Below are 21,908 nucleotides of genomic sequence, written 5' to 3'. Positions count from 1 at the left end.
AAAAGCAGTAAACATGAAATCGACAACTCTTTTTATACTTTCAGCCTTCGCGCTGATAACCTCATGCAATGAAAAACATGATAGAAGAAACTATGAAAATAATGACCGTAATGATGATAACGGCTGGGTAGATAAAGTAATAGACAAAGACAGTGGTCCGGTGAAGGAAAAGGTATTTAACGGAGATTTTGACGAAATAGAAGTTTCCCAGGCTATTGATGCTCAGATAATCAAATCCGAAACTGAAAAAGTGGTCATTTCTGCGCCTGAAAATATCCTGAATGAGATTCTTGTGGACAATAGTGGCGGAAAGCTTCATATCCATTATAAACATGGGATCAGGGTTATGAACAGCCATAATGTAAAGGCTAAGATTTATACCAAAGATTTTTCTAAGCTCGTTGCCAATTCTGCAGCAAGTGTTACCATAAAAGATAAATTCACCCAGGAAAAAATGGATGTCGAAATATCCAGTGCAGCAAGCGTTTCCGGAGATCTGGAGGCCAATGATTTTGATCTTTCGGCAGATAGCAGCAGCAGTTTCAACGGAAAAGTATGGGCGGTGGACCTTGATGTTGATGCTTCATCAGCTGCAAGCATCGATATTTCAGGAAAAGCTAAAAATGCAGAGATCAGCTCTTCATCAGGCAGTAGTGTTTCAGCAGAGGGAGTTGTCGCAGAGAATGTAAAAGCTGATGCCTCCAGTGGTGCAAACATTCATATCAGTGCTGTTTCTTCAGTCAATGCCGAAGCTTCTTCAGGAGGAAGTGTAGATGTTTCTAAAAAAGGCGAGCTTAAAAATGTAACTAAGCAGGAGAGCAGTGGCGGAAGCGTCAGTATCCAATAAATCAATTTGGGGTTTCCTCGTCATTGTCGTCATCTACTGACGAGGATCCTTCCCAATTTTTATTGTCAAAATTAAGATTGTCATAAGCCAATAATTCCTCCTCACGCTGGAGGATTTCTTTTGTAGTGAAGGATAGGATTTCATCATCTTCCCTTGCTTTGGACAGCCGTCTGATCGAAGCTTTATCTATCGCCATAAATCTTTGTCCAAGACGTCTGGCAGCATATTTTCTCATGCCGGTTTCATGAAGAACGTCTACCGCCATATCCACGGCGGTTCCCAATGTTTCCCGGTATATGTTTTCAATGCCGTTGTTAAGATAATCATACGCATCGATCCTGTTTTTGGCTCTCACAAAAATTTTAACCTCCGGATAATGTTCGCGCACAAGATCTGCAATGAATTTATTATCCTCCCGGTCATCAAGGCATAAAACCAAAATTTCAGCATCTTCAATTCCTGCAGCCCTCAAAGTGGGAATTCTTGTAGCGTCTCCATAATAAACCTTAAAACCATAGCTTCTTAACAGCTTCACACGGTCTGAGTCCCTGTCCAGAACCGTCGCCGAAATTTTATTGGCCTTTAAAAGGCGGCCCACCGTACTTCCGAAATGTCCGAAGCCGACAATGATGATCTTCTTCTGGGTTACATTGTTATCCAGAATGTTAAAATCATTCTTTTCATCAGGAACTTCTGTAATGAATTTAGACGTAATGAACCGGTCGTTGATGATCAGGAGGATAGGAGTGATGCACATCGTGATCGCAGTAACAGCCATCATTTGTGCATTGAGTTCCGGACTTAACAGATAGAGATCCGAAGCATAATTAATCAGGACAAAAGCAAATTCTCCTACCTGAGAAAGAGCAAATGCATAAAATAAACTCTGGGGAGTATCAATCTTAAAAAACTTTCCGATGGCATAGAGAACTACAAATTTTACAGCCAATACGGCAAAAACAGTAGAGAAAATAAATATAGGATCCTGCTGAATGATGTTAAAATTGATCGTAGAACCTACGCTTACAAAAAACACGGCCAAAAGCAGTCCTTTAAACGGATTGATCTGTGCTTCCAGCTCATGCCGGAATTCACTGTTGGCAAGCATTACCCCGGCAAGGAAAGCTCCCAGCGCCGGCGAAAGTCCTATTGCCACCATGAGTTCTGAAACTCCGATCACAAGGAATAATGACGAAGCAGTAAGCAGTTCCGTCATTCCGGATTTTGAAACATATCGTAAGAAAGGGACAAATACATATCTTCCTAAAAGAATCAGTAGGGCAACCCCTAAAATGACCGTTCCGGCCTGCAGCCATTCCGGGAGTTTCTGGATCAGAATCTGTATGTCATTATCCTCGTGGCTGGCTTTATAGTTGGCGATGATCGGGAGAATAGCCAAAATAGGGATGACGGCAATATCCTGAAACAGAAGGGTAGAGAAAGAAGCTTCCCCGGCCATCGTTTTCAGATTATTTTTTTCCTGCAGGGTCTGCAGTACAATGGCTGTAGAAGAAAGAGCAAAACACATCGCAATGGCAATGGCCTTATCTATCCTCCATCCGGCACTGATGAAAACCAGGAAAAGTAAAGAGATGGAAAGAAGCATCTGCGTGAGGCCGAGTCCCATAATCTTCTTCCGCATTTCCCAGAATTTCCGGGGTTCCAGTTCCAGTCCCACCAAGAAAAGAAGCATGATTACTCCAAACTCACTGGCATGCATGATGTCGTTAACATCTTTTCCGGTAAGCCTTAAAACATATGGACCAATGATGATCCCTCCTAAAATATAACCGATCACAGAGCTCAGTCCGAATTTCCTGGCCAGCGGAACCATAATAATGGCTACACCCAAGAAAATTAATGTATTCATTGCTAAGCTGGACTCCATATATTACTGATTGAGTAGTTCTGCAAATTCTTTTTTATGTAAAATAATGTCTTTTTTGCTCAGTTTATTGGCTTCATAAACAATCTTGATATGTTTGATGTCGGCCTTGAAAACCTTTAAGGAAACGATCAGCCCGCTGACGAGTTCTTCTACGGTATACTGATACGTCCCGTTTTTAGTGAATGATCTTTCCTTACCTCCGGTCGTGATCAGGATATAAATCTCTTTGCCTTCCAATGGATTGGTTTCTCCTTCCTTGAGCCAGTCCCTGTCAAAAACTTCATCGATCCATAATCTGAGTAAAGGAGGCATTCCGAACCAGATCAGCGGAAACTGGAAAATAAAACGGTCATAGCTTTTTAGTCTTTTTCTTTCTCTGAATGCGGCAATGTGAAAATCCGGGTATTCTTCATAAAGATCTCTAAGGGTAAAGTGCTGGTGGCGGACATAGAAATTGATGAGCTCCACATTGGAATTGGAGTGCTCTAAATAGGGATGTGCAAAAACTACCAGCGTCTTTTTCATAAACCTGTTTTCAGTAAATATAATGAAAAAAAAATGATTAAAAAACGGGTTTTGCGTGGTTTTGTTAATTTTCTAATATGAAAATTTGAATTTAATGTTAAGATAAAACAAAGAAATGACTGTATTTTAGCATTTTAAATAAAAAATCGGGCACTAAGCCCGATTATATTGAATTTTGTTATCTTTTAAAATTACCATCCGCCTGAAGCGCCACCTCCTCCGAAGCTTCCTCCACCACCAAAACCGCCGAATCCACCGCCGCCTCCGGAGCTTCCACCTCCAAAACCGCCTCCTCCGAAGCTGCCAGGGAATGGGAAGAATCCGCCAGGATAATTTCTGCGTCCTCTTCTGGTGATGATCACATCGTCGTCATCATTATTGCCACCTCCGCCGCCTCTGCCTCCAAAGATAAAGGCCAGAATGATAAAGATGACAAATGCGATAATAAGGATCTTAAAAGCACTTCCGTTACCCGAAGGTGCTGAGGTTTCCATAGGTTTGAATTTTCCCTGAACAGCCTCCATGATTGCTGAAGTACCACGGTTAATACCATCATACCATTGCCCCTGCCTGAAATTAGGAGTGACAATATAATCAAGGATCTGTCCTGCAACAGAGGCTGTAAGATACTGTTCTACAGCTCTTCCCTGTTGGATAGACATGGTTCTGTCTTCCGTAGCGATCAGGAAAACAACACCGTTATCCACGCCTTTTTTTCCGATTCCCCATTTCTCTCCGAACATAGTTGCCAGAAAGTTAACATCTTCTCCTTTGGTAGAAGGGATAATAACCACTTCAATTTCCGTAGAAGTAGAATCTGCAAATTTGATCAGTTTGTTGTTCAGCTCGTCTTTTTGCTGCTGCGTGAGCAGGCCTGCCTCATCAAACACGGGATACAGAACCGCCGGTTTTGGCGGAATCGTGTATTGTGCTGATACAAACGTGTAAAAGCAGAAGAGTATGAATGAAAATACCAGTTTAAGAGAACGTAATTTCATTAGACAGCTGATTGGGATTTTTTCCTTCTACAGGAAAATGTTTTTTTAATTCAAGACCGGTTTCCAGGATGCCGCTTTTTAAAGCTTTATAATAATTTCCTTTGGCAAATTCAGCAGTGATATAGTCGTGCAGATGATCCCAGTACGACTGGTGTACTTTATCATGGATTCCGATGTCACCAATGATGGTCAGGTATTTCTGTTCGAAATTGACATGAAAAAGCACAGCATTTCTGTCGGCAGTTTTATTCATACAGAGTTCTTTGAAAACCTCAAATGCGGTCTGTGCATTTTCAGTTTCCGTGTTCGAGTCAATGTGTACCCTGATCTCGCCTGTAGAATGTTCTTCTGCCGACTGTATGGCTTCCACAAGGGAAGTGATCTGCTGATTTGTCAGAAAACGGCTCATTATTTAAATACTTCTGGTGCTTTTTCTGCACCGGCTTCAGCCTTGAAGAAAGGTTTTTCTTTAAAGTTTGTAAAATTCGCCAGAATATTATTCGGGAATGTTTTGATTGTTGTGTTGTAATCTTTAGCCGCATCATTATAATAAACCGTTTCAGTTCTGATGCTGTTTTCTATCGCCGTAAATTCCCTCTGGAAATTAATGTACTGCTGGTCAGCTTTTAAATTGGGATAAGACTCCACTACAGCCATTAATCTGCTTAATGCTCCGGATAATTCTCCCTGCGCTGCCTGGAATTTTGCCATATCAGCTTCTGTCATATTCGTAGGATCGATGTTGATAGAAGTTGCTTTGGAACGTGCCTCAACGACTTTAGTCAAAGTTTCCTGCTCAAATTTCGAATACGATTTAACGGTTCTTTCCAGATTCGGAATAAGATTGGCCCTTTTCTGATATACAGTTTCTATATTAGACCATTTGGAGTTTACGTTCTGTTCTTTCGAAACAAAATTATTATACCCGTTTTTCCCCCAGAAGAATATTACTCCTACAATAATAAGCAGTGCAATACCGATAGTTCCTGCGCTAAGGCAGCCTTTATTTTTCATAGTTTATTTTTTTAAATTTTTTGTGCTGATCAAATATACAAATTATGTGCTAATTTTGTAAAAAATTATTAGAATGACAACAATAGTGGTGGCCATGGGAGAGAAGAACGAGATCGGTTTTGAAAATAAACTGCTGTGGCATCTTCCTAAAGACCTGAAACACTTTAAAGATATGACTTCCGGACATCCTGTTATTATGGGAAGAAAAACCTATGAAAGTATAGGAAAACCGCTGCCTAACCGTACCAATATTGTAATTTCCAGAAAGAAAAACTGGTTTGAAGAAGGAATCCTGATCGTAGGGAGTATTAAAGAGGCGGTGAAATTCGCCAAAAAGATTGATGAAGAGATATTCATTATAGGAGGTGGAAATATCTATGAGCAGACTATGGAAATTGTTGATAAACTTGAAGTTACATTAGTTAAGGCGGATCTTGATGCTGATACATTCTTTCCAAAGATCAATCCGAAAGTCTGGAAAAAAACTGAAGAGACCTGTCATGAAAAAGATGAAAAGAATCAATATGATTTTTGCTTTCAGACATATGAACGGATCAAGAGCGAATAGTTATGAAAATTCTAACTTCTTACCTCTAGCTTCTAACCTGTAAATTTTCTATCTTTGCACTTCTAAAACTGAACAATGAATAAGTACATAAAAATTGTAATTGCAGCAGTTCTTATCCTTTTAGGACTTTATATGATGATTTTCACAAGAAGTCTGGGCTGGGGGATCGTAGTATTCCTTCTTGCAGCGCTGCCTATTATACTTTTCATCAAGAATGAATATATTCTCCTTGCCTTCTGGCAATTGAGAAAGCAGAATATGGAAAAAGCCGCACAGTGGTTAAACGGAATTACGAATTATCAGGCGCAGCTTCATAAATCCCAATATGGATATTTTCACTATTTGCAAGGGCTGACCCAGGCTCAGGAGCATCCTGCGAAAGTGGAACCGCTTATGAAAAAAGCTTTGGAATATGGTCTGAATATGAAGCACGACAGAGCAATGGCAACATTGAATCTTGCCGCCGCCGCCATTTCTAAAGGAAGAAAACAGGAAGGGCAGAGGCTTCTGGATGAAGCTAAAAGACTGGACTCGGCAGGAATGATGACAGATCAGATCAAAATGATGAAAGATCAGCTGAAAATGCCTTCTATGCAGAAACATATGCACAACCCGAATATGAGACAGAGAGGAAAATTCTTCTAAGAACAATATACAAAACTGAAAAAGCACCTGATCCAGGTGCTTTTTTTATGTTATGTGAATACATGACCGCTACATCTCAGAATTCTGATCATAGCCATAAAACTTAGGCATCTGCCATTGGTATTTTACGGCGAGAGTTCTGATCGTGACAATGAGAATAATAGTAAATATCTGTATAAACGTATAGGAAAGCGGAATAAACTTTGTCATCAGAAGAAAAGCAGATCCTCCGACGATACAAGCTGTAGCATAGATTTCTTTCCTGAAGATCAGTGGAATCCTGTTGAGGAGAATATCCCGTATGATCCCTCCGAAACAGCCGGTTATAGTTCCCAATGCAATACATATAAATGGATGGATATCAGCATTGAGGCCTTTCTGAACCCCGATAATGGTGAATAATCCGAGTCCAAAGCTGTCAAAAATAAACAAAGTCACTTTGAAATTTTTTTCAATAGATTTGAAGATCATAGCAAAAATGCTTGTTCCCAAAATCAGTGCACACGTTAAAAAATCATGCATCCAGAAAACAGGAATATCCAGCAGGAGATCCCTTACAGTTCCTCCACCTACAGAAGTGACGAATGCAATAATCAGTACCCCGAACGGATCAAGTCGTTTCTGCATCGCTGCAAAACTCCCCGACATCGCAAAGGAAATGGTTCCGAGCACCTCTATGGCAAAATTGAACTGTTCGTGCATAATTTATGAGTAATAGGTAATGGGCAATGGGTAATAAAAATTATGCCATTTAAAGCTGGGATAATCTAAATTTGTACTTAGTCATAACCTTTACAAGTTCTTCACATTCTGATTTTAAATGAATCATTTTTTCAGGACTTAGATATTCCAATTCTTCAATGATCTCAAGCCAAAGTTGAGTCTCATCAATTTCTTCTACAACAATGCAGAGCTTGGCAAACTTTTCCTTTTCAGATCTTGCTCTTGAAACAGCTCTGTAATTTGCTGCCACTGAAGTAGAAGATCTTATAATTTGCTTTCTTATGACCGAAACATCATCTGAATAAGGTAATAATGAAAGAGATTTGATCACAAGAATAGAAAAATTTTTAGTTCTTTCCCGAAAAACTTGATTGTAATCCATATTTCCCAATTAATTATTACCTATTACCCATTACTTATCGTTGTACCCTAACGGCTTCCGGGACCAGCAATTCATATTCTCCGTTGTGGTTGATGATTTCCCTTACGATGCTGCTGCTGATGAAAGATTTTCCGGATGAGGTTAATAAGAATACGGTTTCCAGCTTTTTATGGGCCAAAGTTCTGTTGGTGTGGGCTATTGCTTTTTCAAATTCAAAATCAGCGGGATTCCTTAAACCTCTCAGGATGTACTGCGCGTCCTTTTCAAAACAGTAGTCCACTGTTAATCCTTCAAAAAAGTCCACTTCTACATTGGGGAATTCAGCGACGGAATTTTGAATAAATTCCATTCTTTTCTCCAGGGGAAACATATATTTTTTTTGGGAATTCTGTCCGATCGCAATAATCAGTTTGTCAAAAAGCGGAGCCGCTCTTTCAATAATATCATAATGTCCCAGAGTAATAGGATCAAAGGATCCTGGGAAAACAGCAATTTTCATGTTTTACGTGTTATGATGAGTTACGTGTTGCGAGTTACTGGTGAGGCTGTGAGTTTAGGAATAGTAATTTTCAGGTTCTTAGTGAATTGTTACCTATATTTCCTGTCAAACTTCCATTTACTAATATCTAACCTCTAATTTCTAACTTCTATTATTATTTATTCAGTGCTTTTTCTACTTCATTTCCGCAAAGATCTGTGATGGATATTCCGTAAATTTTTGCCTGTTGCGGAAGAATGCTGGCAGGAGAGAATCCAGGATTGGTATTCATTTCAAGCATGTAAGGAATTCCATCCATAAGGATGAATTCACTTCTTGAAAAACCGCTCATACCAAGGGAATTGTAAGCTCTTTTTGAAATTTCTTCCACTCTGATTCTCGTTGCATCGTCAATTCTTGCCGGGGTAATTTCTTCTGAAGCTCCTTCGTATTTAGCTTCATAATCAAAGAATTCATTGGTGGGCACGATTTCGGTGATCCCTAAAACGATGGTTTCGCCTTTGAAATCTATCACCCCTACAGAAACTTCCATTCCGTTCAGGAAGCTTTCGATAAGGATTTCATCATCTTCTTTGAATGCTATCTCTGTAGCAGCAATTAATTCCGACTTTTCTTTTACTTTTGAAATTCCGAGAGATGATCCGGACTGGTTGGGCTTAACGAAAACGGGAAGACCAAGACTTTCAATAATTTCATCTGTATTGATCTCTTCTCCTTTTCTTAAATAAATGCTTTTGGCTGAAGGAATCCCATATTTTGACAATACGGCTAATGTATCTTTTTTATTGAAGGTCAGAGCGCTTTGATAGAAACCACAGCCGGTATATTTCTGCCCTATGGCATCCCAATAGGCCTGAAGGATTCCGTTTTCACCCGGAGTTCCGTGGATAATGTTGAAACAGACATCGAATTTCAGTTTTTCATTATTATCTAATATCACCGAAAAATCTCCACGGTTGACTTCATATTTTTGATCGTTTTCTCCTAAGAAATACCATTCCTCTTTAAGGATGACCACTTTATATACATCATATAGATTTCTGTCCAGAGAATCGTAGATCAACTGACCGCTTTTTAAGGAAACCACATATTCATCCGAATAGCCTCCCATAACAACGGCAACACTTTTTTTGCTCATAACCATTATAGTATCAATTAAGGCAAATTTAATCATTTTATGTAATGCAATAAGGGAAATTCAGAAATTTTAAAATTGAAATGAATTGTGTTAAATAAAAGCACATTTAAAATTATTAGCTATATTTGCCGTTATAATTAAAGTATTTTTAAGTATGCTTAAATCACTTTTCAATTGGAAAGTTTTACTGAATTTAGCAGTAGCCATCGGTATTTTTGTGGGGTTAGTGTGGCTTACTTTCCGCTGGCTGGAATACCATACCAACCACGGTCAGGAAATTCCTGTGCCCAATGTGATTAATAAATCGGTTTATGATGCCGTAAAAATATTAGAGGATACCGGACTGGAATATGAAGTAGACAGTGCTGAATATAATCCAAAATATAAGCCTTTCCAGGTTTTAAAGATGCACCCTCTATCCAGTTCACGTGTAAAACCGGGATCACTGGTAAGAATTGTAGTTAATCCCAGAACATGGGCTCCAATTACGGTTCCTGATGTGATTAATAAATATTCGGGGCTGGCTTTTCAGAGGCTGGATCAGGTTGGTCTTAAGATCGGCGATACCATCTATGAACCGAGCATTCAGAAAGATGCTCTTTTAAGAGTATTATATAAAGGTAATGCAGTTAATCCGGGGTCACGTCTTCCAAGATTCTCCGTGATTGATGTTGTAGTAGGCTCAGGCCCTATGAGAAATATCTCAATTCCTAATGTAGTAGGCCTTTCGGTAAAAGAAGCAAGAACGGTTATCGCAAAAAGTCTATTTGAAGTAGGTCTTATAGAACATGAAGATGGAAGTAAGGATGAATCGGACATTATCTATTACCAGGATCCGGCTTCCGGAGATGTAAGAGACCAGGGCATGCAGATTGACCTTTGGGCAAGTAAGAGAACGCCTGCGGAGCTTAGAGCTAAAGTAGAGCAGCTGAATTCTATCTACCGAATGAAAGTAGATACATCACTGCCACCGGTACATTATGACGAAGTGCCTAGCTATCCGGAACCGAGTTATGACCCACCTGCAGCAGTACCTGTACCCAAAAAAGAAGTTCCTAAAACTGAACCTGCTAAAACAGAGCCGGTAAAGACAGGCACTACAACTACTGGCACGAAACCTTCGGGAACCGGAGCAGAAAAACCTAAATCTGCTGCAACAAACAGTCAGGGTTCGGGAAGTAAGCCGGCAACAACGACAGGAAATGCAACACAGCAGCCGGTTCAAAAGCCAAAGGCTAAAAAAGTAGTGGTAGAATAACCACGGTTTATTATATAAAATTTAGGCTTCAACTGCAAAATGTTGAGGCCTTTTGCGTAAAAAATAAAATAATGGCAGAAGATAACGAAGACTTTTTAGATGAAGAATTATTAGACTCCGACAGTTTGGAGAACATCGATATTGATGAGGAAAATAAAGGGCTGTATGAGCATCTTAATATCAAAGTTGATAAAAACCAGGAGCCGTTAAGAATTGATAAATTCTTATTAATATACAGACAAAACTCTTCACGAAATAAAATTTCACAGACCTGCAGAGCCGGAAATGTAGTTGTAAACGGAGTTCCGGTAAAACAAAACTACCGTGTGAAGCCCGGCGATCAGATTTCGGTGCTTCTTGCCCATCCGCCGAGAGAAAATGTGATCATTCCTCAGGATATTCCTGTGAATATCATTTACGAAGATGATGATCTGGTAGTGGTAGATAAGGAACCGGGGATGGTTGTGCATCCCGGTCATGGAAACTGGGACAAAACATTGGTGAATGCACTGGCCTTCCATTTTGAAAAGAGCGGTGAAAAATCTGATCTGGACAGAGTAGGGCTTGTACACAGAATTGATAAAGATACCTCCGGCCTTCTGGTGATTGCAAAAAATGAATATGCATTGAGCTTTTTAGCCAAACAGTTTTTTAACAGAACTACCAAAAGATTATACTGGGCTTTCGTGTGGGGAAATCCTCAGGAAGATGAAGGGACTATAAGGGGGCATATCGGGAGGCATCCTAAAAACAGGATGCAGATGTCCGTTTATGAAGACGGAAGCCACGGAAAGCATGCGGTGACGCATTATAAGGTTTTGGAACGCTTTAAATATATGACCTGGGTAGAATGTAAACTTGAAACCGGAAGAACGCACCAGATCCGGGCTCATTTCAAACATATCGGCCATACTTTGTTTAATGACGAAAGATATGAAGGCCATACGCCTCTTCGAGGAGTGAATCTGCCTAAGTATAAGCAGTTTATAAAAAATGTTTTTGAAATTCTTCCTAGGCATGCACTTCATGCGCATACTTTAGGGTTTATACACCCAACTACTAAAAAGGAATTATATTTTGAGAGCCCAATGCCCAAAGATATGGCGGATGCTGTAAAAAAATGGAGAAATTATTTAGAAAACTAAAAATATATTGAGAATTTTTTTATATTTGTTGAATTGAAATCAAGATTTGTTATGAGAAAACTATATGCTATCGTATGTTTAGCTCTTTTGTCAAATGCATACAAAGCACAAGAATCACTACCATACTATCAGCAATATCTTTTGGATGGTGAATTCCTGTTCAACCCAGCTCAGTACGGAAAGACCGATTACGTACAGCTTAATGCTAATTACCACAAACAATTTGACAAGTTCAGCGATTCTCCAAATACGCAGTCTATAGGAATCAACGGGAACATTTTCGACAGAGTGGGAGCAGGGCTCTCTATTTTCAGAGACAGCAATGGCCCTATTTCTGCAGGCGGTATTACAGCGGGAGCTTCATACTTTATTCCACTAAGTAGTGAGGGAGACAGAAAAGACCAGTTCTCTTTCGGTACCAGTGTTTCATTCTATAATATGAACTTCGACTATACTTCAGTGAACGTTGAAGATGGTTACGATCCATTATTGATCGGGAAAGAAGGGAATATTTTTATGGCTTATGCCAACTTCGGTGCAGCGGCTACCTACAGAAACATCTTTGCAGGAGTATCCGTAAACGATATCGCATTAAGCAATGATAAGGCAATCGTAAACGGAATTGAGCCTTCACCAATTAAATTCTTCTTAAACTTAGGATATGACTGGCATTTTGCTGACAATATCTTCGTAACGCCATCAGCATTGATCAACCTGAATACCAATTCAACAAGAATGATCGACTATAACTTAATGGCTACTTTCTTTAATGACATCAATTCATTCTCTGCCGGAGTAAGCTACAGAACGGTACAGAACAGATTTGACAGCCAGCAGCTTCAGGTGGCACCGGTTGTTAAAGTAAGATTTAATAAATTCATGATCGGAGCAACGTATAACATCGGAATGTCTGATATCCAGACGTATGGTGGAAACAGCTTTATGATCAGCTTAGGGTATAACTTTGATAACTTTATTAATCATAGAGGATATAGATATTAATATGATTTAATTTAAATAAATTTGAGCTCTGAAATTTTCAGGGCTTTTTTTATGATATATATTCACATCCCATTCTGCAAACAGAAATGCAGCTATTGCAATTTTCACTTTTCTACCTCTTTGAATTTTAAAGATGAAATGATCCGTGCGATGAAGAACGAAATCAGGCTTAGAAAAGATGAGCTGCAGAATAAGAGTTTAAAATCTCTTTATTTTGGGGGCGGAACACCATCTATTCTTTCAGCAGATGAAATCAGATCGCTCATCGATGAGGTTCTGAAATACTTCAGTTTTGACAATGATATTGAAGTAACTCTGGAAGCCAATCCCGACGATCTGGACAAAAGCTTTTTAAAACTGCTAGCCCAATCTCCGGTCAACAGGCTTTCCATTGGTACCCAGAGTTTTTTTGAGGAAGATCTGAGACTGATGAACCGCGCACATAATGCTTCTGAAGCGGAGGATTCCATCAAAAGAGCACAGGATTTCGGATTTGAAAATTTGAGCATAGATCTGATTTATGGTTCGCCAACCTCTAATCTGGAGATCTGGAAAGAGAATTTAAGAAAAACAATTGCTCTTGAAGTACCCCATATTTCTTCTTATGCCCTTACTGTAGAACCCAAAACTGCTTTGGAGAACTGGATATCTAAAGGCAAAGTGGCCAGCCCGAAAGAAGAAGAACAGAATAAAGAGTTCTATTATCTGTCAGATTTCTTAAAAGACAATGGATTTGAACATTATGAGGTCTCTAATTTTGCAAAACCTGGCTTTCATTCAAGGCATAATTCAGCGTACTGGAAGTATAAAGAGTATCTTGGAATTGGTCCTTCCGCACATTCTTACAACGGATTTGATGTCAGAAGCTGGAATGTAGCCAACAATCAGCAGTATATTAAAAAGCTCCATACCGGAATTCTTGCCAAAGAAGAAGAGATTCTTTCACAGTATGATCAGTTTAATGAAATGATTATGATTGGCTTGAGAACAATTTGGGGAGTTGATATTGAAAGCCTGAACAGCAAATTCAATGATCAGATTATTGAACATTTCCAGCACGAGATAAAATCTAAAATAGAAGAAGGGATTTTAATCAAAGAGGACAATCATTTGAAGATACCGGAAAAGCATTGGTTTATGGCGGATGGAATTGCTTCGGATTTATTTTTGGTATAAGTAAAATATTCATAAAGTTATTTTGACTATGTTCAAGATGATAATGTTAAGCTGATTTTAAATTAGTAGTAGAGATCATGCTGAGTGTGGTCGAAGCATAATTATGAAATTTCTATCTGAAGTTAAATTATAACTGAACCAGTTACAAGTTTAAGAATTTAACACATTTAGTACTTCAATAATAAAGTCCAAAATCTGGAATACAAAAATCTAAAAATCTTTGTATTTTTGTATAAAATTTCAGTTCATTTGAAAACTAAAAAGCAAGATTATTCACATCTTTCACCAAGCCAGCCTATCGGTATCTTCGATAGCGGGGTGGGAGGGCTTACCGTAGCTAAAGAGATCAAAAGACTTCTTCCTCATGAAGATCTGATCTATTTTGGAGATACCAAACACCTTCCGTACGGTGAAAAGTCGAAGGATGCGATCATAGAATATTCTACGAAGATCACCAATTTTCTGCTTCAGCAGAACTGTAAAGCAATTGTCATTGCCTGCAATACAGCTACAGCGAACGCTTTAAACGAAGTGATGCAGTCTGTGAACGGAAAAGTTCCTGTCATAGACGTTATTAATCCCGTTGCCGAAAAAGTAGCCTATGAGATCCATAACAATGTTGGAGTCATTGCCACAAAAGCAACTGTGAATTCCGGATTGTATAAAAAGAGCATCAGGAAACAAAATAAATGGATCAAAGTTGATGAGCTGGCTACTCCGTTGCTGGTGCCTGCTATTGAAGAAGGATTCAAGAACCATCCGATTACGCATGCCATCATTTATAATTATTTAAGCAATAACAAGCTCAAGAATATTGAAACCCTTATTCTGGGGTGCACCCATTATCCTTTGCTGATCGATGAGATCAAGCAGTATTACGGAAACAGGGTCCGCGTGATCGATTCTCCCAATATTGTTGCCAACCACCTGAAGATCATCCTCGATAAATACCATCTTCTGAATGACAATAATCCCAAACCAAACTATCATTTCTACCTTTCGGATCTCACGAAAAACTTTGAAAAGATTTCTAAGAAATTCTTTGGAAAAACTATAGATCTGGAATTGAAAGTATTATAATACAAAAGCTGTTTCAACCCGAAACAGCTTTTATTTTTATGGGAAGGCATGAAATATTAAGGCTCTAAAATAACCATTTCACTCTTCAATCTTCTTTTGGGAGTTGTTTCCGGATGGTTGCTGTCATTTTCATCTCTTTTCCCTATGGCTACTGCAAAAAGTGTCTTATAAGAACTATTTTTAAGGATTTCGTCATATTTTTCGGTCTCAATACCTTCCATCGGAGTGGAATCTATTCCCATAGCTGCGCATGCAGAAAGTAAAACGCCCAGTGAAAGATAAACCTGATGTCCCATCCACGCGCGGATGGCAGCTTCGCCTTGTGGTTTTACCATATTCCTGTAGTAATTGACCGAACCTTCAGGAAGATTTTCTTCGATCTGTTTTTCAAAATCTTCCGGGTTCTTTATCACCTGGAATATAATGATATGGCTGCTGTCCAATACTTTTTCCCTGTTAAAATAGGAAGCTTCTGCCAGTTGCTTTCTGAGTTCAGGCTTATTAATGAAAATAAAATTCCACGGCTGGCTGTTAATAGAAGAAGGACTTAAATTAAGGATCTCCTTCAACTCTGCAATCTGTTCTGCACTGATTTTTCCCTGAGGATCATACTTTTTTACCGTATACCTCTTTTTCATTTGTTCTAAAAAGTTCATAAATTATTGTACTATCATTTTTATAGTTACAAAAGTAATTTAAGTTTAATATCTTTGCAATAACGGTAAAAAAGGATAGTATAAAAAATGTACACAATAGATAACAAAGAATACCCGTGCTGTACCAGCGTCACCATGAAATTTATAGGTGGGAAATGGAAAGCTGTCATTTTATTTCATCTTACAGACGGTGCCAAAAGATATAATGAGCTTAGGAAATTAATTCCTACCATCACAGAAAGAACGTTAAGCCTGCAGCTGAAACAGCTTGAGGAAGACCACATCATCAACAGAAAGGTGTATACCGAAAAACCTCCATTAATGGTAGAATATACGCTGACGGATTTCGGAAAGACACTCCAGCCCGTTATAGAAGCTATTACCAATTGGGGAATGGCTGCACCGGATCTTTCCGTAAAAAAAATAATCAGGAATTAAATTTCCTGATTATCTTCTTTATTCGCTTCGAAAAAACTGAAACTTACATTTCCGTATTTTCGGGTGTCTATTAAGTTGGGATGCTCCAGCTTCATCCTGCTCTGATGTTCTACGATTAGAACTCCGTTGGGCTTAACGAATTTATTGTTTAAAACCAGAGAAAGCAGCTCATAATATTTCTTCTCTTCCATTTCAAAAGGAGCATCGGAAAATACAATCTCAAAGCTTTTCTTATTTCTGAATTTTTTGAGCCAGTCAAAAACATCACCCCTCTGAACGTTGACCTGCAGAGACATATCAAGCTCTGAAGCCGTAGAATTAATAAAGCTGGTATGCTTTGGATTCAGCTCAACCGAAGTCACATCCTGGCATCCCCGGGAAGCAAATTCGAAAGTGATGGAGCCAATGCCTGCAAACAGGTCAAGCACGGAAATCGACTGCATATCATATTTGTTTTCCAGGATACTGAAAAGCGCTTCTTTGGCAAAATCTGTAGTAGGTCTTACATCAAAATTTTTGGGAGCGGCTATTTTTTTGGCTTTCCACTTGCCGGATATTATTCTGAACATATTTGTTTAGGGTTTAGGTAATAGGATTTAGGGATTAGGGAAGACATAGTAAGGCTAGGCCCTGTTCCCTTATTCCTAATCCCTTTAATTAAGTATAAAATTCTTATTAGGAATATTGTCAAAAACAATTCTCATATTTTTAACGAATTTCTGAAGCTCGGAAATAAAGGTTTCATTTTCAGTGGTTTCACCGTAAGCGTAAAAGTTGGTTTCGTTAATTCCGAAGCCTATTTTACTGAGCGTAAACATTACGAAATACAGAAAGTCCACTTCAGAATTCACATCCAGATTATTGTATAAAATAACCTTCTTGTTATCTATAGCAAAAAACTCACATTGATTGTGGTACAGATTGATGTGAATCTCCTTGTTATTTTTATTGTTGATCGAGTTCAGAAACTTTTCCCCTGAAAAATTAAAATGAACCGGAATTGCCAGCTCTTTTATTTTTTTGTAAAAGTTTTTAGGAAATGTATAATAAAACTGTACCCCGAACTTTTTATTGACAGAAAGCATGAGCTCTTCTTTTTCCCTGTCAGCCGGAGCATTAAAAGCAATCAGCTCAAATCCTGCCTCATGCTCAGAAAATCCTTCAGGCATCAGGGTAAAGTGATTCAGTGCCGAAATCACATGGATTTCATCAAACCTCTGCTTAAGGAGAATTTCATCCAGTTTATCTTCAATAAGAGTGTCCGGAGTTTCTTCAGTAACGAAATAAGACTTTTCCTCCTGAATGCTTTTGTTTTTGGCAATCTGGTAGATTAATCCGTCTTTGATAAAAAGTAAATTAAGTACGTTCATATTTCAATTGCTGCAAATTTAGTGAAATTCTATCATAACGGCACCCGATTGATGATGAAGTATTTCCTTATTATAGAAATCGATATCTGTCTGGCTTTCCAAAACATCCATAACCATTTTCTGCAGCGTTCCGTCACCGATCCCGTGAACGATCTCCAGCCTCTTCAGATGATGCTTTCTGCAGAAATCAAGAACTTCTGTTAATTTCGCTTTTTGGATAAAAAGTCTCTCAAAACTGTCATAATCGCTGGGATTCCTTACGAGATTGTGAAAGTGCAGATCCAGAACCATATGATTTTTCTGATGTTTTTTGGAAGTCACTTTCTTCGGTTCTGCTTTTCTCACTACCCGGATATTTTCATAAAGCTCTGCGTTTTTCGGAACCAGCTTCTCTTTCGGATATTGGTAGGTAAAACCATATTCATCTTTGAAAACAACAATATTCCCGTTCACGGAAGTAATGATCCCGCTCAAATCCTCATCTACTACAGAAACTTTGTCTCCGATTTTCATGTATTGTACTCCTTCTTTTATTGTTTTCAAAATTAAATCTTAGGTCCCAGTTCAATGATTTCCAAATCTTTGATCTCTTCACCTTCCACTACGAAACGCATCATTGTCCTCGTCTTATGCCATCCCTGCTTTCCGCAGGCTCCGGGATTCAGGTGAAGGAGGTTATTCTTTTGGTCAAACATGGCTTTTAAAATATGAGAATGTCCTGAAATAAACAGCTTTGGAGCCTTTGCAGAAATTTCTCTGTTTGTCAGTGGTGTGTATTTTCCGGGATATCCACCAATATGGATCATCAAAACTTCAAGATCCTCGCAGAAAAAACGGTTGACTTCAGGAAATTCAGCTCTGATTTTCGCGTTGTCTATATTTCCGTAAACCCCCTTTAAAGGTTTTATTTTTTCCAGTTCTTCAATTACCTCCATACTTCCGAAATCCCCGCAGTGCCAGATTTCATCGGCTTGTGACGCATATTCTAAAATACGGTCATCTATATAGGAATGGGAATCGGAGAGAAGAAGAATTTTCGTCATGAAGATTTGAAATTTTTACAAATTTAGGAAAGATTTATTTTCTATTAAGGATCAGGTTATTTTTAAATAAACAAAGTTTTACAGGAGAAGCCCGCGTCGCCTAATATTTACTAAATTTGAAAAAATTAAAAAAATGAAGCAGAAACTTTCTCTTTTACTTTTTCTTGTAGCGGTAGGGCTTTTCAATGCCCAGGTTGAAGAAAAGAAATTGGATGAACTGATCCGGAATACTTTAAAAACCTTCGATGTTCCGGGAATGTCGGTGGGAATCATAAAAGACGGAAAAGTGATTTATTCCAAAGGGTTCGGACAACGTTCTTTAACCACCAAACAGCCGATGGATGATAATACATTGGTAGGAATTGCATCTAATTCAAAGGGATTTACCTGTACTGCGCTGGCTATTCTGGCTGATAAAGGAAAACTGAACTGGGACGATAAAGTTTCAAAATACATTCCGGAATTTCAGATGTATGATCCGTATGTTTCCCAAAATATAACCATCAAAGATCTTGTAACACACAGAGCCGGATTAGGCTTGGGACAAGGCGACCTGATGTTTTTTCCTGAAGGCGGAAGCCTGACGGTAAATGATATTGTTCACAATGTAAGATATCTGAAGCCGGAGAATCCTTTCAGAACTAAATTAGATTATAATAACATCATGTTCATCGTTGCCGGAGAAGTCATCCACAGGATCTCCGGGCTGAGTTGGGCAGAATTTATCGAGCAGAGAATTATGAAGCCTGTCGGAATGACTTCAAGCTTTGGAAGCTACAACAGAGCGAAAGCCGTATCCAATAAAATTGATGCCCATGCTCCTGTAGATGGGAAAGCCATTGCCGTTCCGCACGACTGGAATGAAACGGGAAATGCAGCAGGAGGAATTATGAGTAATATTAAGGATATGACCATCTGGGCTGATTTCCTTTTAAATAATTTCACAACCAAAGACGGTAAAAAATTAGTTTCAGATAAAAATGTACAGCAGCTATGGAGCTTACAGATTCCGGATAGGGTTGCTTTAAAAAATCCTTATGATACAAGTTTCTACGGATATGGATTAGGATGGTTTTTAAGCGATGTGAAAGGGCACAAACAGATCCAGCATACGGGAGGTCTGATAGGAACCGTTACCCAATTTACCCTGATCCCGGATATGAAACTGGGAATCGTGGTACTAACCAACCAACAGTCCGGAGCCGCTTTTAATACAATCACCAATACAGTAAAAGATTCATATCTGGGAGTAGAAGACAGAAACTGGCTGAAAACCTATGGTGAAAGAATGACAAAAATAAATGCTGAGTATGATAAGCAGAAAAAAGAAGCTTTCGCCAAATCAGAATCCTTTAAAAAAGAAAAAAATCTTCAGCCGAAAGCCGAACAGTTTGTAGGAAAGTACAATGATAAATGGTTTGGCGATGTGGAAATTTCTCAGCAGGGAAGTACTTACAGAATCTCTTGTCAGAACTCTCCAAGGCTTAAAGGTGAACTGCTTCCCTATTCCAATAATTCATTCATTATAAAATGGGACGACAGAAGCTATGATGCCGATGCCTATATTATCTTCAGTTATGATGAAAGTGGAAAGGCGGAGTCTGCAAAACTAAAACCAATATCCGATGTTACAGATTTCAGCTTTGATTTTGATGATCTGGATCTTATGAGAAAGTAGAGTTAATTGCTGAAAGCAAATTAAATAAAAAATAGATAATTTGATAGGAGCGGGCTTTAGCCCGCTTTTTTATGCATGGCTTCAGCCAAAAATCTGAGTATATTAAAATCTTGTCTGGCATGTGAATATTCAGAATTCAACGCTAACATCATTTACCGCAATAGCTTCAATATAGGATTTCTCCTTTTTAGCACATGGAAAAAAGGAGTAAGAATAGCCAAAAGAAGATATAATTATATTTTCCCTGGCTCATAAAAGAACAGAAGTTTTTTCTTGGCACCGTCGAACTCAGACCAGGAATTGCAGTCTATTTCAAAACCGGCAACTCCACAGGTGGGAAAATGAAAAATATCTTCTGAGATGGAATTCGCAAAATTGGAAATTCCGTTATTATGGGAGAAAAAAGCTACAGAACTCACGCTGTCATCCAGGTTGTAGATTACAGATTCAAAATTTCTTTCCGAAGGATTATAAAGCTTATCCTCGGTAGAGACATTAAGCTGATAGGCCTGGTTAAAGATTTTACACGTATTCAGGGCACGCACAGCCGGGCTGGAAATAAACTGATCAATGGAAATATTATTGTTTTTCATGAATCTCGACATGTTCATAGCATCTTTCAATCCTTTGTCTGCCAAAGGTCTGTCGAAGTCCTCCGTTTCTTCCGGCCAGTCGCTTTTCGCATGTCTTACGAGGATGAGTTTCTTCATATTTTCGTTTTTTTGAAGATTAAAATTATAAAAAAAATAATGGAATAAAACATGATTTTTATAAAAAAACTGCGTTATGAATAAAATCATTAAATTTTACTAAATTTGCACACTTATGGGACAGATCCTTGCAATAGACTATGGAAAGGCACGCTGCGGTATCGCTGCAACAGATGATATGCAGATTATTGCAAGCGGACTGGATACCGTTGAGACCCAGTTTTTGATGGAGTTTCTGAAAAAATATTTCACCGAAAATAAAGTGGATGGTGTGGTAGTAGGCCTTCCTACAGATTTGAAAGGAAATGTTTCCGAAGTGGAGACGGATATTTTAAAATTCATTGAAGAATTTCAGAAAGAATTTTCAGGTATTACCGTCCACCGTTTAGACGAAAGGTTTACCTCCAAAATGGCTTCTTTTTTTATCTCCCAAAGTGGGAAAAGCAAAAAAAAGAAACAGGAAAAGGGGTTAATAGATAAAGTAAGCGCAACGATTATATTGCAGAATTTTTTAGAACAAAGAATAAGATGATTTTACCAATTAGAGCTTTTGGGGATCCTGTTTTGAGAAAGGTGGGAAAAGATATAGACAAAGATTATCCCGGTTTACAGGAACTTATAGATAATATGTTCGAAACGATGTACAGTGCGAATGGCATAGGGCTTGCAGCACCCCAAATCGGGTTGGATCTGCGCCTGTTTGTGATTGATGTGACGCCACTTGCAGATGACGAAGATTATGAAGATATCAGGGACGAACTGGCTGAGTTTAAAAAAGTTTTCATTAACGCAAGGATTCTTGAAGAATCCGGAGAAGAATGGAAATTCAACGAAGGATGCCTTTCTATTCCGGATGTAAGAGAAGATGTGAAGAGAAAAGGAACGATCGTTATTGAATATTATGACGAAAATTTTGTGAAACATACAGAAACTTTTTCCGATATTAGAGCCCGCGTAATTCAGCATGAATATGATCATATTGAAGGCGTGCTGTTTACCGATCATCTGAGCGTATTGAAGAAAAAGCTCGTAAAAGGCAAACTGGCGAAAATCTCACAGGGTGATGTAAGCATCAGCTATAAAATGAGATTTCCAAAGTAATTTAAACAAAGATTAAAAAACAAA

27 protein-coding genes are annotated in these 21,908 nt (G+C 38.6%); 12 read left to right on the top strand and 15 right to left on the bottom strand.

Translation table 11 applies throughout. The features are described from left to right. Positions 1-13: 13 nt before the first annotated feature. Positions 14-847: a head GIN domain-containing protein gene (locus AC4IFE_RS13920; RefSeq protein WP_490757759.1), complete on the top strand. Its 834-nt coding sequence runs from the start codon at positions 14-16 to the stop codon at positions 845-847. A gap of 1 nt (position 848) precedes the next feature. Here the strand turns inward: AC4IFE_RS13920 and AC4IFE_RS13915 are convergent, their stop codons facing one another. The 5 genes from AC4IFE_RS13915 to AC4IFE_RS13895 all read right to left on the bottom strand — a co-directional run bounded on the left by AC4IFE_RS13915 (position 849) and on the right by AC4IFE_RS13895 (position 5,272). Then, a complete protein-coding gene (locus tag AC4IFE_RS13915) occupies positions 849-2,735 on the bottom strand; it encodes a monovalent cation:proton antiporter-2 (CPA2) family protein (protein WP_490757758.1) in 1,887 nt (628 codons plus the stop codon). Between the two features lie 3 nt (positions 2,736-2,738). Further along, on the bottom strand, positions 2,739-3,260 hold the full coding sequence (locus tag AC4IFE_RS13910) for an NAD(P)H-dependent oxidoreductase (protein WP_490757757.1): 522 nt from the start codon (positions 3,258-3,260) through the stop codon (positions 2,739-2,741). Between the two features lie 191 nt (positions 3,261-3,451). After that, on the bottom strand, positions 3,452-4,258 hold the full coding sequence (locus tag AC4IFE_RS13905) for a TPM domain-containing protein (RefSeq protein WP_490757756.1): 807 nt from the start codon (positions 4,256-4,258) through the stop codon (positions 3,452-3,454). Continuing rightward, positions 4,239-4,667 (bottom strand): TPM domain-containing protein, encoded by a 429-nt coding sequence (locus AC4IFE_RS13900; RefSeq protein ID WP_490757755.1) that lies wholly within the window; start codon positions 4,665-4,667, stop codon positions 4,239-4,241. The genes AC4IFE_RS13905 and AC4IFE_RS13900 overlap by 20 nt, the downstream gene beginning before the upstream one ends. Further along, positions 4,667-5,272 carry a LemA family protein gene (locus AC4IFE_RS13895; protein ID WP_034703627.1) on the bottom strand — a complete coding sequence of 202 codons (606 nt, stop codon included), beginning with the start codon at positions 5,270-5,272 and terminating at the stop codon, positions 4,667-4,669. The genes AC4IFE_RS13900 and AC4IFE_RS13895 overlap by 1 nt, the downstream gene beginning before the upstream one ends. A 73-nt stretch (positions 5,273-5,345) precedes the next feature. Between AC4IFE_RS13895 and AC4IFE_RS13890 the strand changes: the two genes are divergently transcribed. Together AC4IFE_RS13890 and AC4IFE_RS13885 are read left to right on the top strand one after the other, a co-directional pair. Further along, complete coding sequence (locus AC4IFE_RS13890) at positions 5,346-5,840, top strand: dihydrofolate reductase (RefSeq protein ID WP_490757754.1); 495 nt, start codon at positions 5,346-5,348, stop codon at positions 5,838-5,840. Between the two features lie 75 nt (positions 5,841-5,915). Then, positions 5,916-6,485 (top strand): DUF2892 domain-containing protein, encoded by a 570-nt coding sequence (locus tag AC4IFE_RS13885; protein ID WP_490757753.1) that lies wholly within the window; start codon positions 5,916-5,918, stop codon positions 6,483-6,485. Positions 6,486-6,554: 69 nt separating this feature from the next. Here AC4IFE_RS13885 and AC4IFE_RS13880 read toward each other — a convergent pair whose 3' ends face one another. The 4 genes from AC4IFE_RS13880 to AC4IFE_RS13865 form a co-directional block, all read right to left on the bottom strand. Then, a complete protein-coding gene (locus tag AC4IFE_RS13880; RefSeq protein ID WP_490757752.1) occupies positions 6,555-7,187 on the bottom strand; it encodes a trimeric intracellular cation channel family protein in 633 nt (210 codons plus the stop codon). A gap of 49 nt (positions 7,188-7,236) precedes the next feature. Then, positions 7,237-7,590, bottom strand: a complete 354-nt coding sequence (locus AC4IFE_RS13875) for a four helix bundle protein (RefSeq protein ID WP_490757751.1) — start codon at positions 7,588-7,590, stop codon at positions 7,237-7,239. Positions 7,591-7,624: 34 nt separating this feature from the next. Beyond that, positions 7,625-8,089, bottom strand: coding sequence for a pantetheine-phosphate adenylyltransferase (gene coaD / locus AC4IFE_RS13870; protein ID WP_111959999.1), 465 nt, complete (start codon positions 8,087-8,089; stop codon positions 7,625-7,627). A gap of 154 nt (positions 8,090-8,243) precedes the next feature. Then, positions 8,244-9,227: a D-alanine--D-alanine ligase gene (locus AC4IFE_RS13865; RefSeq protein WP_490757750.1), complete on the bottom strand. Its 984-nt coding sequence runs from the start codon at positions 9,225-9,227 to the stop codon at positions 8,244-8,246. Positions 9,228-9,381: 154 nt separating this feature from the next. Here AC4IFE_RS13865 and AC4IFE_RS13860 point away from each other — a divergent pair, with 154 nt between their 5' ends. The 5 genes from AC4IFE_RS13860 (at position 9,382) to murI (ending at position 14,888) form a co-directional block, all read left to right on the top strand. Beyond that, positions 9,382-10,485, top strand: coding sequence for a PASTA domain-containing protein (locus AC4IFE_RS13860; RefSeq protein ID WP_490757749.1), 1,104 nt, complete (start codon positions 9,382-9,384; stop codon positions 10,483-10,485). A gap of 71 nt (positions 10,486-10,556) precedes the next feature. Then, entirely contained in the window at positions 10,557-11,630 is a 1,074-nt protein-coding gene (locus AC4IFE_RS13855) for an RluA family pseudouridine synthase (RefSeq protein WP_306846534.1), read from the top strand. Positions 11,631-11,681: 51 nt separating this feature from the next. Continuing rightward, positions 11,682-12,632, top strand: a complete 951-nt coding sequence (locus AC4IFE_RS13850; RefSeq protein ID WP_490757748.1) for a PorP/SprF family type IX secretion system membrane protein — start codon at positions 11,682-11,684, stop codon at positions 12,630-12,632. A 51-nt stretch (positions 12,633-12,683) separates the two neighbouring features. Then, on the top strand, positions 12,684-13,808 hold the full coding sequence (gene hemW / locus AC4IFE_RS13845; RefSeq protein WP_490757747.1) for a radical SAM family heme chaperone HemW: 1,125 nt from the start codon (positions 12,684-12,686) through the stop codon (positions 13,806-13,808). A gap of 249 nt (positions 13,809-14,057) precedes the next feature. Next, complete coding sequence (murI, locus tag AC4IFE_RS13840; RefSeq protein WP_048502928.1) at positions 14,058-14,888, top strand: glutamate racemase; 831 nt, start codon at positions 14,058-14,060, stop codon at positions 14,886-14,888. 56 nt (positions 14,889-14,944) lie between these two features. On the opposite strand, the gene AC4IFE_RS13835 is transcribed toward murI, so the two are convergent. After that, positions 14,945-15,544: a nitroreductase family protein gene (locus AC4IFE_RS13835; RefSeq protein ID WP_490757746.1), complete on the bottom strand. Its 600-nt coding sequence runs from the start codon at positions 15,542-15,544 to the stop codon at positions 14,945-14,947. An 87-nt stretch (positions 15,545-15,631) separates the two neighbouring features. On the opposite strand from AC4IFE_RS13835, the gene AC4IFE_RS13830 reads away from it, so the two are divergent. Next, complete coding sequence (locus AC4IFE_RS13830; protein WP_306846542.1) at positions 15,632-15,982, top strand: winged helix-turn-helix transcriptional regulator; 351 nt, start codon at positions 15,632-15,634, stop codon at positions 15,980-15,982. On the opposite strand, the gene AC4IFE_RS13825 is transcribed toward AC4IFE_RS13830, so the two are convergent. From AC4IFE_RS13825 to AC4IFE_RS13810, 4 genes are all read right to left on the bottom strand, one after another. Further along, a complete protein-coding gene (locus AC4IFE_RS13825) occupies positions 15,979-16,551 on the bottom strand; it encodes an RsmD family RNA methyltransferase (protein ID WP_490757745.1) in 573 nt (190 codons plus the stop codon). The genes AC4IFE_RS13830 and AC4IFE_RS13825 overlap by 4 nt on opposite strands. A gap of 84 nt (positions 16,552-16,635) precedes the next feature. Then, entirely contained in the window at positions 16,636-17,352 is a 717-nt protein-coding gene (locus AC4IFE_RS13820) for a DUF3822 family protein (RefSeq protein WP_490757744.1), read from the bottom strand. An 18-nt stretch (positions 17,353-17,370) separates the two neighbouring features. Next, positions 17,371-17,865 carry a Smr/MutS family protein gene (locus AC4IFE_RS13815; RefSeq protein ID WP_490757768.1) on the bottom strand — a complete coding sequence of 165 codons (495 nt, stop codon included), beginning with the start codon at positions 17,863-17,865 and terminating at the stop codon, positions 17,371-17,373. 32 nt (positions 17,866-17,897) lie between these two features. Beyond that, entirely contained in the window at positions 17,898-18,395 is a 498-nt protein-coding gene (locus AC4IFE_RS13810) for a metallophosphoesterase family protein (protein WP_490757743.1), read from the bottom strand. Between the two features lie 133 nt (positions 18,396-18,528). Between AC4IFE_RS13810 and AC4IFE_RS13805 the strand changes: the two genes are divergently transcribed. Next, positions 18,529-20,073 carry a serine hydrolase gene (locus AC4IFE_RS13805; RefSeq protein ID WP_490757742.1) on the top strand — a complete coding sequence of 515 codons (1,545 nt, stop codon included), beginning with the start codon at positions 18,529-18,531 and terminating at the stop codon, positions 20,071-20,073. A 233-nt stretch (positions 20,074-20,306) separates the two neighbouring features. Here AC4IFE_RS13805 and AC4IFE_RS13800 read toward each other — a convergent pair whose 3' ends face one another. Next, positions 20,307-20,783 carry a SixA phosphatase family protein gene (locus AC4IFE_RS13800; RefSeq protein WP_490757741.1) on the bottom strand — a complete coding sequence of 159 codons (477 nt, stop codon included), beginning with the start codon at positions 20,781-20,783 and terminating at the stop codon, positions 20,307-20,309. Between the two features lie 115 nt (positions 20,784-20,898). Between AC4IFE_RS13800 and ruvX the strand changes: the two genes are divergently transcribed. Continuing rightward, a complete protein-coding gene (gene ruvX, locus AC4IFE_RS13795; protein ID WP_490757740.1) occupies positions 20,899-21,315 on the top strand; it encodes a Holliday junction resolvase RuvX in 417 nt (138 codons plus the stop codon). Beyond that, positions 21,312-21,884 carry a peptide deformylase gene (gene def, locus AC4IFE_RS13790; protein ID WP_490757739.1) on the top strand — a complete coding sequence of 191 codons (573 nt, stop codon included), beginning with the start codon at positions 21,312-21,314 and terminating at the stop codon, positions 21,882-21,884. The genes ruvX and def overlap by 4 nt, the downstream gene beginning before the upstream one ends. The last annotated feature ends 24 nt before the right edge of the window (positions 21,885-21,908 follow it).

This window comes from Chryseobacterium sp. UF-81, from assembly GCF_058245105.1.
The sequence above is the reverse complement of the archived record's forward strand: the minus strand, read 5'-3'. Positions and strand labels throughout refer to the sequence as shown.

What these genes read in the sequence shown, in the direction of transcription:
- AC4IFE_RS13920 (WP_490757759.1), top strand. Translation starts at nt 14, where the DNA reads ATGAAATCGACAACTCTTTTTATACTTTCAGCCTTCGCGCTGATAACC.
- AC4IFE_RS13915 (WP_490757758.1), bottom strand. Translation starts at nt 2,735, where the DNA reads ATGGAGTCCAGCTTAGCAATGAATACATTAATTTTCTTGGGTGTAGCC.
- AC4IFE_RS13910 (WP_490757757.1), bottom strand. Translation starts at nt 3,260, where the DNA reads ATGAAAAAGACGCTGGTAGTTTTTGCACATCCCTATTTAGAGCACTCC.
- AC4IFE_RS13905 (WP_490757756.1), bottom strand. Translation starts at nt 4,258, where the DNA reads ATGAAATTACGTTCTCTTAAACTGGTATTTTCATTCATACTCTTCTGC.
- AC4IFE_RS13900 (WP_490757755.1), bottom strand. Translation starts at nt 4,667, where the DNA reads ATGAGCCGTTTTCTGACAAATCAGCAGATCACTTCCCTTGTGGAAGCC.
- AC4IFE_RS13895 (WP_034703627.1), bottom strand. Translation starts at nt 5,272, where the DNA reads ATGAAAAATAAAGGCTGCCTTAGCGCAGGAACTATCGGTATTGCACTG.
- AC4IFE_RS13890 (WP_490757754.1), top strand. Translation starts at nt 5,346, where the DNA reads ATGACAACAATAGTGGTGGCCATGGGAGAGAAGAACGAGATCGGTTTT.
- AC4IFE_RS13885 (WP_490757753.1), top strand. Translation starts at nt 5,916, where the DNA reads ATGAATAAGTACATAAAAATTGTAATTGCAGCAGTTCTTATCCTTTTA.
- AC4IFE_RS13880 (WP_490757752.1), bottom strand. Translation starts at nt 7,187, where the DNA reads ATGCACGAACAGTTCAATTTTGCCATAGAGGTGCTCGGAACCATTTCC.
- AC4IFE_RS13875 (WP_490757751.1), bottom strand. Translation starts at nt 7,590, where the DNA reads ATGGATTACAATCAAGTTTTTCGGGAAAGAACTAAAAATTTTTCTATT.
- coaD (WP_111959999.1), bottom strand. Translation starts at nt 8,089, where the DNA reads ATGAAAATTGCTGTTTTCCCAGGATCCTTTGATCCTATTACTCTGGGA.
- AC4IFE_RS13865 (WP_490757750.1), bottom strand. Translation starts at nt 9,227, where the DNA reads ATGAGCAAAAAAAGTGTTGCCGTTGTTATGGGAGGCTATTCGGATGAA.
- AC4IFE_RS13860 (WP_490757749.1), top strand. Translation starts at nt 9,382, where the DNA reads ATGCTTAAATCACTTTTCAATTGGAAAGTTTTACTGAATTTAGCAGTA.
- AC4IFE_RS13855 (WP_306846534.1), top strand. Translation starts at nt 10,557, where the DNA reads ATGGCAGAAGATAACGAAGACTTTTTAGATGAAGAATTATTAGACTCC.
- AC4IFE_RS13850 (WP_490757748.1), top strand. Translation starts at nt 11,682, where the DNA reads ATGAGAAAACTATATGCTATCGTATGTTTAGCTCTTTTGTCAAATGCA.
- hemW (WP_490757747.1), top strand. Translation starts at nt 12,684, where the DNA reads ATGATATATATTCACATCCCATTCTGCAAACAGAAATGCAGCTATTGC.
- AC4IFE_RS13835 (WP_490757746.1), bottom strand. Translation starts at nt 15,544, where the DNA reads ATGAACTTTTTAGAACAAATGAAAAAGAGGTATACGGTAAAAAAGTAT.
- AC4IFE_RS13830 (WP_306846542.1), top strand. Translation starts at nt 15,632, where the DNA reads ATGTACACAATAGATAACAAAGAATACCCGTGCTGTACCAGCGTCACC.
- AC4IFE_RS13825 (WP_490757745.1), bottom strand. Translation starts at nt 16,551, where the DNA reads ATGTTCAGAATAATATCCGGCAAGTGGAAAGCCAAAAAAATAGCCGCT.
- AC4IFE_RS13820 (WP_490757744.1), bottom strand. Translation starts at nt 17,352, where the DNA reads ATGAACGTACTTAATTTACTTTTTATCAAAGACGGATTAATCTACCAG.
- AC4IFE_RS13815 (WP_490757768.1), bottom strand. Translation starts at nt 17,865, where the DNA reads ATGAAAATCGGAGACAAAGTTTCTGTAGTAGATGAGGATTTGAGCGGG.
- AC4IFE_RS13810 (WP_490757743.1), bottom strand. Translation starts at nt 18,395, where the DNA reads ATGACGAAAATTCTTCTTCTCTCCGATTCCCATTCCTATATAGATGAC.
- AC4IFE_RS13805 (WP_490757742.1), top strand. Translation starts at nt 18,529, where the DNA reads ATGAAGCAGAAACTTTCTCTTTTACTTTTTCTTGTAGCGGTAGGGCTT.
- AC4IFE_RS13800 (WP_490757741.1), bottom strand. Translation starts at nt 20,783, where the DNA reads ATGAAGAAACTCATCCTCGTAAGACATGCGAAAAGCGACTGGCCGGAA.
- ruvX (WP_490757740.1), top strand. Translation starts at nt 20,899, where the DNA reads ATGGGACAGATCCTTGCAATAGACTATGGAAAGGCACGCTGCGGTATC.
- def (WP_490757739.1), top strand. Translation starts at nt 21,312, where the DNA reads ATGATTTTACCAATTAGAGCTTTTGGGGATCCTGTTTTGAGAAAGGTG.